Origin of the sequence: Nocardia pseudovaccinii (genome assembly GCF_050942345.1) — a bacterium.
In the GTDB taxonomy this organism is placed as follows: domain Bacteria; phylum Actinomycetota; class Actinomycetes; order Mycobacteriales; family Mycobacteriaceae; genus Nocardia; species Nocardia pseudovaccinii.
Genome location: NZ_CP192074.1, coordinates 4,675,938 through 4,690,903, shown reverse-complemented (window position 1 = coordinate 4,690,903; position 14,966 = coordinate 4,675,938). Strand labels below are relative to the sequence as shown.

General features: G+C 66.3%; 18 protein-coding genes. 7 read left to right on the top strand and 11 right to left on the bottom strand.

The window, feature by feature from the left end; translation table 11 throughout:
• The first annotated feature begins 114 nt into the window (after window positions 1–114).
• The 4 genes from ACQPZ2_RS21005 to ACQPZ2_RS20990 are packed head-to-tail and all read left to right on the top strand — an operon-like array spanning window position 115 to window position 3,913.
• Window positions 115–2,580 (top strand): sensor histidine kinase, encoded by a 2,466-nt coding sequence (locus ACQPZ2_RS21005; protein ID WP_433527106.1) that lies wholly within the window; start codon window positions 115–117, stop codon window positions 2,578–2,580.
• The gene (locus ACQPZ2_RS21000) at window positions 2,558–2,953 is read left to right on the top strand and encodes a roadblock/LC7 domain-containing protein (protein ID WP_040690503.1); all 396 of its coding nucleotides are present in this window, start codon (window positions 2,558–2,560) and stop codon (window positions 2,951–2,953) included. The genes ACQPZ2_RS21005 and ACQPZ2_RS21000 overlap by 23 nt, the downstream gene beginning before the upstream one ends.
• Entirely contained in the window at window positions 2,950–3,324 is a 375-nt protein-coding gene (locus ACQPZ2_RS20995) for a DUF742 domain-containing protein (protein WP_433527105.1), read from the top strand. The genes ACQPZ2_RS21000 and ACQPZ2_RS20995 overlap by 4 nt, the downstream gene beginning before the upstream one ends.
• Window positions 3,305–3,913: a GTP-binding protein gene (locus ACQPZ2_RS20990; protein ID WP_433527104.1), complete on the top strand. Its 609-nt coding sequence runs from the start codon at window positions 3,305–3,307 to the stop codon at window positions 3,911–3,913. Before ACQPZ2_RS20995 ends, ACQPZ2_RS20990 begins: the two co-directional genes overlap by 20 nt.
• Before the next feature lie 17 nt (window positions 3,914–3,930).
• Here ACQPZ2_RS20990 and ACQPZ2_RS20985 read toward each other — a convergent pair whose 3' ends face one another.
• From ACQPZ2_RS20985 to ACQPZ2_RS20945, 9 genes are all read right to left on the bottom strand, one after another.
• Window positions 3,931–4,218, bottom strand: coding sequence for a hypothetical protein (locus tag ACQPZ2_RS20985; RefSeq protein ID WP_433527103.1), 288 nt, complete (start codon window positions 4,216–4,218; stop codon window positions 3,931–3,933).
• Between the two features lie 104 nt (window positions 4,219–4,322).
• Window positions 4,323–4,820 (bottom strand): hypothetical protein, encoded by a 498-nt coding sequence (locus tag ACQPZ2_RS20980; protein WP_433527102.1) that lies wholly within the window; start codon window positions 4,818–4,820, stop codon window positions 4,323–4,325.
• Between the two features lie 39 nt (window positions 4,821–4,859).
• Window positions 4,860–5,276, bottom strand: coding sequence for an NUDIX hydrolase (locus ACQPZ2_RS20975; RefSeq protein ID WP_433527101.1), 417 nt, complete (start codon window positions 5,274–5,276; stop codon window positions 4,860–4,862).
• A 25-nt stretch (window positions 5,277–5,301) separates the two neighbouring features.
• Entirely contained in the window at window positions 5,302–5,793 is a 492-nt protein-coding gene (locus ACQPZ2_RS20970) for a winged helix-turn-helix transcriptional regulator (protein WP_433527100.1), read from the bottom strand.
• 217 nt (window positions 5,794–6,010) lie between these two features.
• Window positions 6,011–6,571: a GNAT family N-acetyltransferase gene (locus tag ACQPZ2_RS20965; protein WP_433527099.1), complete on the bottom strand. Its 561-nt coding sequence runs from the start codon at window positions 6,569–6,571 to the stop codon at window positions 6,011–6,013.
• Between the two features lie 145 nt (window positions 6,572–6,716).
• Window positions 6,717–7,829, bottom strand: a complete 1,113-nt coding sequence (locus ACQPZ2_RS20960) for a winged helix DNA-binding domain-containing protein (protein ID WP_433527098.1) — start codon at window positions 7,827–7,829, stop codon at window positions 6,717–6,719.
• Window positions 7,830–7,899: 70 nt separating this feature from the next.
• Window positions 7,900–8,847: a M56 family metallopeptidase gene (locus ACQPZ2_RS20955; protein ID WP_433527097.1), complete on the bottom strand. Its 948-nt coding sequence runs from the start codon at window positions 8,845–8,847 to the stop codon at window positions 7,900–7,902.
• A complete protein-coding gene (locus tag ACQPZ2_RS20950) occupies window positions 8,844–9,224 on the bottom strand; it encodes a BlaI/MecI/CopY family transcriptional regulator (RefSeq protein WP_040690485.1) in 381 nt (126 codons plus the stop codon). Before ACQPZ2_RS20950 ends, ACQPZ2_RS20955 begins: the two co-directional genes overlap by 4 nt.
• 74 nt (window positions 9,225–9,298) lie before the next feature.
• Entirely contained in the window at window positions 9,299–9,433 is a 135-nt protein-coding gene (locus ACQPZ2_RS20945) for a BBE domain-containing protein (protein WP_433527096.1), read from the bottom strand.
• Window positions 9,434–9,753: 320 nt separating this feature from the next.
• Between ACQPZ2_RS20945 and ACQPZ2_RS20940 the strand changes: the two genes are divergently transcribed.
• Complete coding sequence (locus tag ACQPZ2_RS20940; RefSeq protein WP_433527095.1) at window positions 9,754–10,971, top strand: metallophosphoesterase; 1,218 nt, start codon at window positions 9,754–9,756, stop codon at window positions 10,969–10,971.
• A 39-nt stretch (window positions 10,972–11,010) separates the two neighbouring features.
• On the opposite strand, the gene katG is transcribed toward ACQPZ2_RS20940, so the two are convergent.
• Entirely contained in the window at window positions 11,011–13,242 is a 2,232-nt protein-coding gene (gene katG, locus ACQPZ2_RS20935) for a catalase/peroxidase HPI (protein ID WP_433527094.1), read from the bottom strand.
• Window positions 13,243–13,287: 45 nt separating this feature from the next.
• Window positions 13,288–13,692, bottom strand: a complete 405-nt coding sequence (locus tag ACQPZ2_RS20930) for a Fur family transcriptional regulator (RefSeq protein ID WP_433527480.1) — start codon at window positions 13,690–13,692, stop codon at window positions 13,288–13,290.
• Window positions 13,693–14,090: 398 nt separating this feature from the next.
• Between ACQPZ2_RS20930 and ACQPZ2_RS20925 the strand changes: the two genes are divergently transcribed.
• Both ACQPZ2_RS20925 and ACQPZ2_RS20920 read left to right on the top strand, forming a co-directional pair.
• Entirely contained in the window at window positions 14,091–14,471 is a 381-nt protein-coding gene (locus ACQPZ2_RS20925; protein ID WP_433527093.1) for an LLM class flavin-dependent oxidoreductase, read from the top strand.
• A gap of 55 nt (window positions 14,472–14,526) precedes the next feature.
• Window positions 14,527–14,898 (top strand): hypothetical protein, encoded by a 372-nt coding sequence (locus ACQPZ2_RS20920; protein WP_433527092.1) that lies wholly within the window; start codon window positions 14,527–14,529, stop codon window positions 14,896–14,898.
• Window positions 14,899–14,966: the final 68 nt, after the last annotated feature.

The following is a 14,966-nucleotide window of genomic DNA, read 5'->3' as shown; positions in this document are numbered from 1 at the left end:
CTGGTTCAGCACCTCATCGAACGGAGCAGCGCAAGTGCTACAGGTGTGTCAACTCGAGTCCCGCTCAGCGGGACGTGAGCAACGAAATGGTCACAACTGGTTTAGATTATGGCGATGTTCAGAGCGAGGCTCGGGGTCCGAACGCGGATTCTGGCGATCGCGCTCGTGCCGAGCCTGACTCTGCTCGTGGTCGGCGTGGGCGCGGCGGGATATCTGGTTGCCGAGGGAAATAAAGCCAAGGACTGGGCGTCGCAGAATCAGCAGGCGATACCGTCGACCCGCGAATTGCTGGAAGCGGTCCAGGGCGAACGTCAGCTTACGGTGGCCGCGCTGACCGGCGACGATACGGCCACCCCCGCGCTCGGTGTGGCCCGGATGCGCCTCGACGGCGCGCTGAAGGGCCTGATCGATGCCTCCGCCGGACTACGGGCGGTGGACGATTCGAAGATCGGCGACAACGCCGCGAACTTCATGACACTGTCGACGTCGATGAGCCAGGTCCGCACGCTCACTGATGCCGGGACGCTCCCGGTCGCCGACGCCTATAACTTCTACAACCGACTGCTCGACATCATCACCTTCGGCACCGAACTCGCCGAACAGTCCGCGCCGGATGCCGAGATCGGTGTGCATATCGCCGACGGTATGCGGATCTTTCTGGTGGCCGAAGCGATGTCGCGCAGCACCGCACTCGCGGGCATGATCGTCAATGCGAACGGGCCGACCCCCATTCCGGCGGAGGAGTTCCTGCGCCAGATCGGCTTCTATCACGCCGAGGCCGCCAATCTGGCCGGGGAACTGGATCCGAAGCAGCAGGAGAGCCTGCACACGTTGATGGCGAGCCAGGCCTGGCAGCAGCTCAGCGCCATGGAAAACGCGCTGGCCCAACGCACTACGACGGCGACGAGCACCACCTCCGGCTCATCGAGCTCATCCAGTTCGTCCAGCTCGTCGAGCAGCGGCACCAAACAGCCGACGCCGCCCGCCCTGCCGTTGAGCACCCAGGAGTGGCACAGCGCGGCCACCGAGGTGAACCGCGGGCTGATCGATGTGTGGATCGCCCAGAACAAGTACTCACAGAAGTTGGCCGAGGACAAGGCCGCCGATGCCACCGCGCGATCCGCGTGGGCAGGCGGCGGCGTTGTCGTGGTCAGCCTGCTGGCGTTCTTGATCGCGATCGTGCTGGCCAACCGAGTCATCAACCGGCTCAAGCGGCTTCGCGGTGAGACCCTCGCCCTTGCCGACGAGCGGCTGCCCGAGCTGATGCGCAGGCTCGGCGAGGGCGAGCTGATCGATCCGGAGGCCGAATCCGCGGAACTGGATTACGGTGACGATGAGATCGGCCAGGTGGCAAAGGCATTCGAGCACGCGCATGCCGCGGCCGTGGCGGGCGCGGTGAACGAAGCCCGTACCCGTGAGGGTGTGAAGGCGGTTTTCTTGAATATCGCGCACCGCAGCCAGATGGTGGTGCACCGGCAGTTGGAAATTCTCGACAAGGCCGAGGACCGGCAGGAGGATCCGGCCCTGTTGGACACCCTGTTCCGGCTCGATCACCTGGCCACCCGCGAACGCCGCAATGCCGAGAATCTGATCATTCTCGGTGGTGGTCAGCCGGGTCGGCAGTGGCGCAACCCGGTGCCGTTGATCGATCTGGTGCGCAGTGCGGTCGGCGAAACTCTGGACTATGCCAGGGTGCGGGTGTCGCGACTGCCCGAAACCCATGTGCTCGGCACCGTCGTGGCCGACCTTATCCACCTGCTCGCCGAGCTCGTGGACAATGCGACCTCCTTCTCGCCGCCGCAGTCGCGGGTCGAGGTGAGCGGCAATGTGGTCGGCAAGGGTGTGGTCACCGAGATCAGTGATCAGGGCATGGGCATGACCGAGTCCGAGATCGCCCGGGTCAACGAGATGTTGCGCAATCCACCGGATTTCGGTGTCGCGGCGTTGTCTTCGGACTCCCGGCTCGGACTGTTCGTGGTCGCGCAGCTGGCCGCGCGGCACGGGGTTTCGATTCGGCTCTCGGAGTCCGATTACGGCGGCATCCGCGCCATCGTGCTCATCCCGTCTGCCCTGCTGGCCAATGAAGCACCCGCTCTGACAACGGATTCCGAACCGCTGGAGTCGGCGCGTCGGCGACGGCATCCGGTTCCCTTCGTCGACTCCACCCCCTACGGTGGTGCGGAAACCGAGTCCGCGGTGCTCACCGCGCCGCCGGTGGCGCCACCTGCCATCGAGGCACCGGCGCCGCGACCCTTGTTCGAGGCGCCGCAGCCGACCGCGGCGGATACCAGGCCCGCGCTGCCGCGCCGGAACCGGCAGGCCAGCATCGCACCGCAATTGGCGCAGCCGTCCCCGGCGGAGCCCGAAGCGGAGCAGCCGCCGGAGCGGGAGCGCTCGGCGGAGCAGGCCCGAGACCTCATGTCCGCCATCGAGAACGGGACCAGGCAGGGCCGCCGCGCCGTTCCCGATGCCGTGCTGCCCGAAGTGGCGGCCGCCGAGCAATTCGGCACCTATCAGGGACCGAGTGGTAAACACTCCGATGAACAGGAAGGCAACGGTGACTTCTTCCAGCCCCGGTGATCTCAACTGGCTCCTCGACGACCTCGTCGACCGACTGGCCGGTGTCCGGTACGCGGTGGTCCTGTCCACCGACGGCCTGCTCCTCGGCCGCTCCACCACGATGACCCGCGAAGACGCCGAACACTTCGCCGCCATGTCCTCCACCCTCTACGGCCTCGCCCGCAGCGCCGGAAGCCGCTTCGACGGCGGCGGGGTCCGCCAAGCCGTCATCGAACTCGACCGCGCGGTGTTGTTCGTGACCTCCGCGGGCGACAACGCCTGCCTGGCACTACAAGCAGCCGAATCGGCCAACCTCGGCATGGTGGCCTACGAAATGAACGTCACCGTCCAACGTGTCGGCACCTACCTATCCACCCCAGCGCGTTTGCCATGACACACGGCGGTGGGCAATGGTTCGACGACGAGGCCGGTCCGCTGGTCCGGCCCTATGCGGTCACCCGCGGGCGGGTGATGGGGGCAGGCCATGACCTGGACATGCTCACCGTGGTCGTCATGGCCGATCCGCCGCCCACCCTGCGGCGGACCGATCCGGAATACGCGGATATCGTACGACTGTGCCGTGCACCGCAGTCGGTCGCCGAGGTGGCGGCGTATCTGAAACTTCCCTTGGCAGTGACCAAGATTCTCGTCGGCGATCTGATCGGCGAGGGCCACTTGATCTTCCGGGCTCCGGTGCAGCCGGACGCGGGTCCCGGCGATCTCAACATATTGCGAGCGGTACTGGATGGCATCCGAAAGCTTTGATCCGACCCGGTCGGCTGCGACACCGCAGCTGGCGGCTTCGGTCAAAATTCTCATCGCCGGTGGATTCGGCGTCGGCAAAACAACCATGGTCTCCTCGATCAGCGAGGTCGCACCACTACGCACCGAAGAACTGATCACCGAAGTCAGCACCGGAATCGACGACCTATCCGGCGTCGAACAAAAAACCACCACCACAGTCGCACTCGACTTCGGCCGCATCACCATCGACCAAGACCTCGTCCTCTACCTCTTCGGCACACCCGGCCAAGACCGATTCTGGTTCCTCTGGGACGAACTCTCACGCGGCGCACTCGGCGCCATCGTCATCGCCGACACCCGACGACTCGACAACTCCTTCGCCGCCGTCGACTTCTTCGAACGACGCGGACTCCCATTCCTCGTCGCCGTCAACTGCTTCGACGGCGCACCCGTCTACACCATCAACGAAGTCCGCGACGCACTCGACCTCGACAACCACATCCCCGTCATGCTGTGCGACGCCCGCGACCGCACCTCCTGCAAAGACGTACTACTCAACCTGGTCCAGCACCTCATCGAACGAGCCGGGCGGGCTCCCGTCGCCACCTGATCGCGGCTACCGGTATTTCAGCCTGATGCTGATGTGGTGGCCGGTGACGCCGTCGACTTCCAGTCGTCGAGGCAGCCGACGAGGCGGCGTTCGGTGTGTTCACCGAGCGCCGGTTCAAGGGTGACGAGCCAAGTGCACGCACGCTCCACCGGCCCCGCCACGATCCGCACATGATTCACGGTGCTCGCGCATTCCTTCCACGGGGTCGGCGCCGGATCCTCATCGGGGTCGGTATCGTGGGTCTCGGCGTCGAAACGGACTGCGGCACGGGTGTTCTCGGCATCGCGGTCGGTATGGAACTTCATGCTCGAAGCCAACACCATGACTCGGCGACCGCGGTCACAGTGAGCACGGTTGAGTGGACCCAGTTCGGTACCGATGCGGGCTACTTTGAAAAGTTGTGCCGCATTCAGGCTTGATGCAACCACGAGACGAAGAGCAGCGCGCCACCGACGGCCAGCAGCAGCGATACCGGAATCGGCCACCAGGGACCGTGCCGACCGAGCAACAGGCGAGTCAGGCGCACCTGCACCGCACCGAGTCCGGCCAGCGCCAGTCCCCATACGGGTAGTAGCCCGACCCCGAGCAATGCGTGTACCGCCCAGGCCCCCGCCAGCGTCGGACCGCCCCACGAGTGCTCGAGATCGTTGTCCGCGATGAGCGGATAGAAGATTCCGCGCACCGCCGCGATGGTTGCCAGGAAGGCGAGAAACCAGGTCGACAGCCCGACCACACCAGCCAGCACCGAATGCGCGACCGCACGCACTGCCAGGGAATCTCGCGGCGCGATGAAAATGCCCAGCAACCGGCGCGGAACCCGAAACCGGCTCGCTATGGGGCCGAGACCGATCACCGGCGCAACCAACGCATATGCGGCCCAACGCAACAGTGAGCGAACCGTGGTCATGCCATCGACCGTATCCCGCGTGGCGGATGCGCGGGCACCTCAGGCCAGTCGGCCCGCATCGACCAGGTCGTCGAACAGCAGTTGATCGACCGGCGGCACCAGCGCGCGATCCGCATAGCAGAACCAGGCGACCTCTTCGATCTCACTGCTGGCCGCAAGGGTGCCGCGGTAGTCGGCGATGTAGCAGCTCATCCGTACGACCACATCGCTGACCGGTCCGTGCAGTGCGGCCTCGTAGGTTCCGACGTGGGCGACGGTTTCCGGGAGCAGCGCGACGGTCAGTTCCTCTTCGATCTCACGCAGCAGCGTCTGCATGTCCGACTCCGCGCCTTCGCGTTTGCCGCCCGGAATGTAGAAGATGTCCTTGCCCTTCGGGCGCGCGCACAGGATGCGGCCGTCTTCGATGCGCACCCATGCGACCGTGTCGATCAGCTTCTGCTCTCGCCTATCCGCCACCGCCGCAGCCTAATGGACGCATCGGTCAGTGGGCGTGCTGGAGGTCGGCGGGCAGGATGGAGCGCCCGCCGGCCGCGCCGGGACCATCGACGGGGCTCAGGTCCTGCCCGCGTACCCGCTCGCCGCATTCGGCGCAGACCGGTTCGATCACCGTGGTCTTACCGCAGGATTCGTGCACGGCCCGCACCGGCGGACCGTCGGGCGCGGCCCACTCGTCACCCCATTGCCGCATGGCATTGACGACCTGCCACAGTGAGCGGCCCTTGGGGGTCAGCCGGTAGTCGTAGCGGACCGGATTCTCCTGATACGGCACCTTGACCATGATGTCGTGCGCGACAAGGTGTTCCAGGCGCTGGGTGAGCACATTGCGGGCGATGCCGAGGCGTGCGCGGAGGTCGTCGAAGCGGGTCACCCCGAAGAGTGCGTCGCGCACGATCAGCAGCGTCCACCATTCGCCGACCACCTCCAGACACTGGGCGACCGAGCAGTTCATCTCGTCGAAACTGGTCCTGCGCATGAGCCTCAGCATAGTTGGTTGCTTCAAAGAACTCACTGAAATCCGACCGGCCGCCGGGCCACTGCCGCTGCCCGGCGCCGACGAGGCCCGGATGTGCGCGTGGACCTCGTTGGTCCCGGAACTGCCGATCGATGCCGCGACCCTCGCGGTGCCGCCCGGCTTCCTCTTCCCCACCCTGACCAGGCCGGTCGCGGAGGGAGCCCGCCACAGTATGCGCTCAGGCTCTGTAGGTATATAGGCGGGCAGTCGCCAGGGTCTGCTCCTCGCCGAAGGCTTCGAAGGTGCTGATCGGCTGGAAACCAAGGCGGGCAGCGAGTTTCAGCGAGCGCTGGTTGGCTGTCTGAGTGATGATCAGGACCGGCTGGTCCGGGAGCTCGGCGGCAGCTGCGTGTAGTGCGGCTGTCGCCGCTTCGAATGCCAGACCCGCGCCCCAGGAATCACGGCGCAGGAGATAAGTCAGTTCCAGTTCTTCGCCATCGTCGGTGAGGTGGCCGGGCTGGTCGGCGGATCGGCGGTTGAGCATGAGCGTTCCGATGAGACGGTTCGTCTTCCTGTCCGCGATGACGTACACACCCGGATTTGCCGTCACATTGGCGGTGCCGACGGCGTCGAGGTACCGCTCGACAGCATCGCGGGGGCGCGGGCCTCCCAGATATGTCCGAACCTCCGGATCGGTCTGCAACTCGATGAACCCCTCGCGGTCGCCGTCATGCGCCTTACGCAGCAGGAGACGATCCGCGGTGATTTCGGAGGTGGACAGTGTTGACAGCGGGCTCATCCGGCCATTCTGGCTGAATCCCCGCGTCCCCCTACGCATAGCAGCGTCGGACATAGTTGGCCGGATGATCACTATGCGCTGGTGTTGTGGACCTCTCGCTTGCCGACGCCGCCACCCACGCATGGTGACCATGACCAAGTGGTCGCTACGCCACGTGGACGGTGAATCCCGGGTGGCCCATGGCCGCGGCGACGTGGTCGGCGGCGGCCCCGAGGTCGCGGCTCGGGGGTAGTGAGCCATCGAAAGTGGTGACGGATAGAACGTCGGTGGTGGTCTCCCAGGTGCCCGCGATACGGCCGTCGATGACCACGACGGGAGAGATCCAGCCCGCTGCCCGGCTCACCCGCGCGCGATGTTCGGTGGGGAGCAGGTTGGTGTCGCCGGTACCCGGTCCGAGGACGTATTGGTCGAAGGCGCCCAGCAGGTGTACCGAGTTGCCGGTCGGTTTCGTGGCGGCCAGTTCGTCGGCGTGTTCGGTGAGTATGTAGGCGCGCAGGCCCGCGATATCGACCTCGGTGAGTGCGTCCCCGAGTTCGGAGAACCACCGGCGCACCGTCGTTTTCTTCAGGCTGTTGCGGCTGAGCCAGGCGTCGAAGGTTTCCGGGGTCGCCGGGCCGTACGCGCCGAGGTAGCCGGTAATGGCCAACGGTGCGGCGGCATCGGGTTCGGGTAGGCCGCGCCAACCGTTGATCAGATGGGCCGGGCTGGTGAACGTGACCCGATTACCTTGCGCGGGACCGTGACACAGTGCCCCCTGCCAGGCCAGCGGCTTGAGCAGCGCACCCCAGCCGGAGCGCAATTCCTCGCCGAGCCGATGGAATGCGGGTTCGGCGACCAGCGCTTCGACCAGTTCGTCCCGGCTGAGCACGATGCCATCGAGCACCTGCGCCACCGCATCGGCCAGCGCCGCGACCTCCACCGGCGACGCCCCGAAGGTGCGCTGCCAAGCGGGCTTTTCCCAGGTCCGGGCGGAGCCGATCAATGAGAGGATTGCGGCAGCCATATCAGGAGCGAGAGCGTGCAATGTTCCGCGCATGGCCCAGGTCTTCATCAGTGTGCCCGCCGCCAATTCCGGTAGTAGCGCACCGGGATCGGGTTTACTGCGCCGCAGCGCCACCGCGAGGTCCGCGGCCGCGGTCACCTGAGCCTGCACACCGCACAGCCGCTCGACGATCTGGGCGACCCCGACATCATCGGGTGACGCGACGAATTGCCTGCGCAGCCGCCAAGCGAAAACCTGATCCCAGGTGACGTGCACCTATGCCCCTCCTCTGTTCTGCCGACCGACCGGGACCCAACCCCTTACCGGGTCCGGTGCAGTACCGGATTCATCCCAGCACTGTGCTGCAGAACAGTACTCCGACCGCGATCTCGAGAAGACCCACTACGGTCGCCGCCATCACGGCGAGCAATGCGGTCCGGTTCGTCGCGCGACGCACCGCGCCGACCGGTGCGACCAAGCGCTCGGCCCGATCCAGCACGGCGGTGGCCGCGGCGCTCAACGCGCCCGCCGGGAGCGGTTCGGTCGCGCCGACGATCGCGAGCAGGCCCCCGAGCAGCGGCTCCCGGCCGTGTGTGCGCGCCGCGGTATCGTCGGCGCACATCTCGAGCAGTCGGCCGATTTCGTGCACCCCGTCCGTCACCAGACGCATCCCGGGCAGCGTGATCGCGATGCCGCGCAGAAATCGGAGCAGTCCGGCATGCCGCTCGCTCAGATGTGCGTGCTCGTGGGCGAGCACCGCCGCGAGCTGCTTCTCGGTCAGCGCGTCGACGGCCGCGCTGGTGACGACGATGGTGTCGGGCCGTCCGGCCACGCAATAAGCTTGGCGCTCCGGCGAATCCAGCACGACCGCGCCGACGCCGGGCACGCGACGACCGACCATACGAACGGCTCGTCCGTGTGCGATGGTTTTGCGTCGCATGTGCAGCATCGCCTGTGCGGCGTGCGCCAGGATGCCGAGGAGCGCGACGGCGACCAGCGCCGCGCAGGTCAGAATGCCCAATTGGATCAGCAGGCCACCGTGCAGGCGCATCGGTGTGGCCAGCGCGTTATAGCAGTCGCGCAGCGTATCGGTGGGATGCCAGTAGGTGGCGAATTCGACGATCAGCATGGCGGCCGCGATGACCCACGCACCCAGTGCCCCCGCGATCGCGACCAGCCAGGCGAGCACCCCGAGCCGGGGCGCGACGCCGCGCCGGGTCAGTCTGCGCAGCACGGTCGGGCCGAAGGTGGCCACCAAGCTGCCGTAGATCATCAGGCTGACGGCTACGTTCACGGCGCCTCTGGGGTTTTGCGTGAGGTCAGCCGACGCAGCGCGGCACGCAGTCCGGCGGACTCCTCCTCACTGATCCGATCGACGAAATGGCTGAGCACCAGATCCGAGCGCCCACCGGAACCGAGCGCCTCGAGCATGAGCCGCGCGCTGTGTTCCTCGCGGGTCAGCGTCGGCCAATATCGATATGCCTTGCCCGCGCGTTCGCGCGCCAACCAGCCCTTGCGGTGCAGATTGTCCATGGTCGACATGACCGTGGTGTAGGCAATACCGCGCTCGGCGGCCAGTTCGTCGAAGATTTCGCGAACCGTTGTGGTCTCCGCGTCCCGATCCCAAATGCGGTCCATGATCACCGCCTCCAAATCCCCGAATCCACGCACGATGCCGTCTCCCTCATCAACTACTGGACATCTATGACGTCTCAGAGTAGCTGGCTCGGCTGATTGCTACGTAGTCATACCGTAGATTCGCTCGATAGCGGCACGCTCTGCTCGAAGCTGAACACGTTATGCGGGTCGTCTCGGGCCTTCATCTGACGTAGCCGTTCGCAGTTGGCGCCGTAGTACTCGCGCTCCCAATCGGTGGTCATAAAGTCACGTCACGCTCGAAGATGCTCACGTGTCCGGGCTCGGTCTCGAGCGCTTCGCGATCGACTATCAGCAGGGCGAGGAAAAAAACAACCCACCGACCACGATCAGGTCCGGGGCGAACGCCGCCGAGGGCGCCACCAGCACAAAAAGCGCGAGGACCGACCACACCAGCGCGACGATGGCGACGGGCAGCTCGAAACGACCGAGGTCGAACGCGCCCTTTCGGCGATCGACTCTGGCACCACTTGCGCAGCGGCACACAGCGAACCCCGCAATGCACTACGCGCACCTTCTCCTCGATCGGACATAGAGTGCTGCCGTGGACGTGGTGGTCGCTGTGGGAATCGTCGTCGGCGCGGTAGTCGTCGTTTTCGGAGTAGTCGGCGTGCACTGGTATCTGTGGCGGCGGCTCGTGCGGGATACGACCGAGCGCGGATCGATCGCCCGCCGGGCAGGGACCGGGGTGATCATTGCCGGGACAGCGCTGTTGATCGGCGCAGTCGCATCCGAATCGGCCGGAGTTCCGTTCCTGCTCACCCGGATCATCGCTTGGCCCGGCTATATGTGGGGCGCGCTGTTCCTCTATCTCGTGCTCTGGCTGGTGGTGGGCGAGCTGGTCCGGCCGCTTTTCCGGCGCTGGATCGCGCGCTCGTCCGTGGAGGCGGTCGAGGTTCCGGAAATCGGGGGCGCGTTGCAAGGCCGTCCCACGCCGGTTTCGCGGCGGCTCTTCGTATCTCGTTCGGTGGGCGCTGCGGCGACTCTGGCGGCGGTGTCCACAGTCGGATACGGCACCCACAGCGTGCTGGCCGGGCCGCGGGTGAAACAGTTGACGGTGCCGCTGGCCAATCTGCCACGCGCCGCGCACGGCTTCCGGATCACCGTGGTCAGCGATATTCATCTCGGTCCGATTCTGGGCCGGGGATTCGCCGAGCGAGTGGTCGAGACGATCAACGGCACACAACCCGATCTCGTTGCCGTGGTCGGCGATCTGGTCGACGGCAGCGTCGAGCACCTGCGCTCGGCGGTCGAGCCGCTGTCGCGGTTGCACGCACGTCACGGCGCCTATTTCGTCACCGGCAACCACGAGTACTTCTCCGGTGCCGAGCAGTGGATCGACCATGTGCGGGAACTCGGACTGCGGCTGCTGGCGAACAGCCGCACCGAGCTGCCGTACTTCGACCTCGCCGGTGTCAACGATATTCAGGGTGGGCGCATCGGGCAGGGGCCGGATTTCGCCGCCGCGCTCGGCGACCGCGACCTCGCGCGTACCGCGGTGCTGCTGGCACATCAGCCGGTGCAGATCCACGATGCGGTCGAGTTCGGAGTGGATCTGCAACTGTCCGGCCACACCCACGGCGGTCAGCTTTGGCCCGGCAATTTCCTTGCGAGCCTTGCCAATCCGACCGTCGCGGGCCTGGAACGCTACGGTGACACCCAGCTCTACGTCACCCGCGGCGCGGGCGCATGGGGACCTCCGGTGCGCGTCGGCGCCCCCTCCGATATCACCGTGATCGAGCTGGCATCGACGCAGGCATGACGCGCTACGTGCCGCCCACCACCGCCGACCCAGACGAGATCAGGCGAGGTCGAACCGGTCGTTGTCGACCACCTTGACCCACGCGGCGACGAAGTCGTTCACAAACCTCTCTGCCGCATCCTGCTGCGCATAAACCTCGGCTATCGCGCGCAGCACCGAATGCGAACCGAAGACGAGGTCATTGGCGGTGGCCGTCCACTTGGGCTGGCCGGAGGACCGGTCGAAACCTTCGTAGACATTCTCCGTGGACTCGGAGGCCTTCCATTCCGTGCGCATGTCGAGCATGTTGACGAAGAAGTCATTCGTCAGCGTGCCCGGACGCTCGGTGAGCACACCGTGCTTGCTGCCGCTGTAATTGGCGCCCAGGGCGCGCAGGCCGCCGACCAGTACTGTCATCTCCGGAGCCGTCACGTCGAGCATGTACGCGCGGTCGAGCAGCAGACGCTCCAGCGGAGCCTTCTCGCCGGACCGCACGTAGTTGCGGAACCCGTCCGCCCGCGGTTCGAGCACCGCGAACGACTCCACATCGGTGTTGTCCTGTGTGGCGTCGGTCCGGCCGGGTGTGAACGGCACCGCGATGTCGTGGCCGGCGTCCTTGGCCGCCTTCTCGACCGCCGCCGACCCGGCGAGGACGATCAGGTCGGCCAGCGAGACCTTCTTGCCGCCGACGGCCGAATCGTTGAACTCCTGCTGGATCTGCTCGAGCACGGGAAGTACCTTCGCCAACTCGACGGGTTCGTTGACCTCCCAATCCTTTTGGGGCTCGAGCCGAATCCGGGCGCCGTTGGCACCGCCGCGCTTGTCGGTGCTGCGGTAGCTCGCCGCCGCCGCCCAAGCGGTCTTGACCAGCTGGGTGACGGAGAGGCCGGAGTCGAGGACCTTGCGCCCTAGCGCCGCGATGTCCTGTTCATCGATCAGTTCGTGATCGACGGCCGGAACCGGGTCCTGCCACAGCTGCGGCTCGGGAACCCATGGCCCGAGATAGCGGCTGAGCGGGCCCATATCACGGTGCAGCAGCTTGTACCACGCCTTGGCGAACGCCTCGGACAGTTCCTCGGGGTGATCCAGCCAGCGGCGGGTGATCTCCCGATAGATCGGATCTTCCCGCAGAGACAAGTCCGTGGTCAGCATGGTCGGGGTTCGGGCAGGCCCGCCGAATGGATCCGGAATGGCGCCCTCCCCCGCACCGTCCTTCGGCTTCCACTGCCACGCCCCGGCCGGACTCTTGGTCAGATCCCACTCGTAGCCGTACAGATTCTGCAGGAAGCCGTTGTCCCACTTGGTCGGAGTGGCGGTCCAGACGACTTCGAGACCGCTGGTGATGGCGTCCTTGCCCTTACCGGTACCGAAGGAACTCTTCCAGCCCAGGCCCTGCTGCTCGAGCGGGGCCGCTTCGGGTTCGGGACCGACCAGGTCGGCATCGCCGGCCCCGTGGGTCTTGCCGAAACTGTGGCCGCCGACGATCAGTGCGGCGGTCTCCTCGTCGTTCATCGCCATCCGGCCGAACGTTTCTCGGATGTCCCGCGCGGCGGCCACCGGATCCGGGCGGCCGTTGGGCCCTTCCGGATTCACATAGATCAGGCCCATCTGGACAGCGCCGAAAGGCTTCGCCAGATCTCGGTCACCGCTGTAGCGTTCATCGCCGAGCCAGGTGTCCTCCGGGCCCCAGTACACCTCTTCCGGCTCCCAGATATCCGGGCGGCCGAAACCGAAGCCGAAGGTCTGGAAACCCATCGATTCGAGAGCGACATTGCCGGCGAAAACCAATAGGTCAGCCCAGGAGATCTTGTTGCCGTGCTTCTGCTTGACCGGCCACAGCAGCCGACGCGCCTTGTCCAGACTGGCGTTGTCCGGCCAGCTGTTGAGCGGCGCGAAGCGCTGGGCGCCCTGACCGCCGCCGCCGCGCCCGTCGGCTATCCGGTACGTGCCCGCCGCATGCCAGCTCATCCGGATGAACAGGCCACCGTAGTTGCCGTAGTCCGCGGGCCACCAGTCCTGCGAGTCGGTCAGGACCGCGGCGACATCGGCCTTCAGAGCGTCGACATCGAGCTTCCTGAACTCTTCGGCGTAATCGAAATCATCGCCCAGCGGGTTGGACTTGGACGAATGTGCGTGCAGCATCGAGACATCGATCTGCTCGGGCCACCAATCCATGTTGGTGCGGGGGCGATGGTCGGTCTTCGGAGTCGGGGACGGGATGGCCGGGTTCTCGCTCTCGCTCGCGCTTCGAGTTCCGGTCTCAGGAGCAGGTGGGCGGCTGTCGGATGTCATGACATTCCTTCCTGAATGGGTAAGCGGGCTGCGGTCGAGATGTGATCAATCGGCGTGGGACGCGGCGCAATCGGGACACATGCCCCAGTAGATGACCTCGGCCTCGTCGATGGCGAAGCCGCGGTCGTCGGCCGCGCTCAAGCACGGGGCCTCACCGACCGCACAGTCGACATCGGCGATCGATCCGCACCCCCGGCATACGAGGTGATGGTGATTGTCACCGACCCTTGTTTCGTACCGCGCGACCGAGCCGGACGGTTGAATGCATCGAAGCAGGCCTGCGGTGGTGAGCACGCGCAACGAGTCGTACACCGCCTGGTGGGACACCGCTGACAGGCGAGATCGCACGGCGCGGATGATCGAATCCGTGTCGGCGTGTGGATGGTCGTGCACCGCACTCAATACCGCGATACGCGGAGCAGTCACGCGAAGCGAAACTCCCCGCAGCATCTGCTGGAATTCCGTGGCCGTGGACACGCCCAGGAGTCTCGTCCGCTTTCTGGAACGAGTCAAGCATCGCCGCGTCGTCGGGAGTGCCAGCAACTTTGACGCACTACAGGGCGCTGTCTTGGGTCAACCTGGCAGGCTGCGGTCGCCGGTTCGGTTGCCAGCGTGCGGCGCTCGGTGCGTGCGGTGTTCGTTCGCGATCCAGCCGCCCGGGTGGGCCGAATGCGCACTCATGCCGAGTTCGGGACGCTCGCCGGGAGCATGTACACGATCTCGGCCGCACCGATGAATTCCGGGTGGATCCGTCGTCTCTGTCTCTGGATATGCCGAGGGAGATGATCATGGACCTCCCCCGGGTGGGCTGGCAGGTGATCTCGCCGACCACAGAGAGGAATCCAGTCATGACGAGACCGTTTCGTTTCGGGGTCGTTGCCCCGCTCAGAACCGACCTGGCGACGTGGCGGGATCGCGTGCGCCGCATCGCCGACAGCGGCTACTCGACGCTGCTGGTGCCCGACTTCCCGCAGCTGCAACCGGCGCCCGGTCCCATGCTGGCCACCGTCGCGGCCATGACCGAGCTGCGCGTGGGCACATGGGTGTATGCCTCTCCGCTACGCCCGGCCTGGCTGACGGCGTGGGAAGCGCACTCGCTGTCGCTACTGACCGACGGTCGCTTCGAGATGGGCATCGGCCACCGGCAGACCGGGAATCGAGGACGAGCTCCGCGACAAGGGACTGCCCGGCGTACCGCCGCCGAACGAGCGGCTGGCACAGGTACGTGAGACCGTCGAGGCGCTGCGAGATCTCGACGGCCCCGACCGTCACACGCCTGTGGCGATGGCCGTACTGGGGCCGAAGGCCCGGGCGCTGGCGGCCGAGGTCGCGGATACGGTCACCTTCGCGCTGGGGGATCAGCCTCGGGCCGAAGTCGCGCGGCTGGCACGCGACTTCCGCACCAGCGGGGACCTCGAGCTCGCGCTCGCCGTGCCGGTTATCGGTGACGCTGTCGCGCCGCACATGGCGCGCCCCGACACCGACCCTGCTGCGCTTCGCGCGGCGGACGCATTGACCGTACTTCCGGATGACCCGGCGGCCGCCGCCGAGGAAATCCAGCGGCGACGGGAGGAGATCGGCTTCTCCTACTTCGTCTTCGGCGCCGACTTCGCCGACAGGTTCGCTCCGGTCGTCGCCGAGCTCGCTGGACGGTAGTCGAGCGGCGAGGGATGACGGGCGGCGGAACCCGCCGGTCTCGAGAGCCGACGCAACGCGGGCGTATT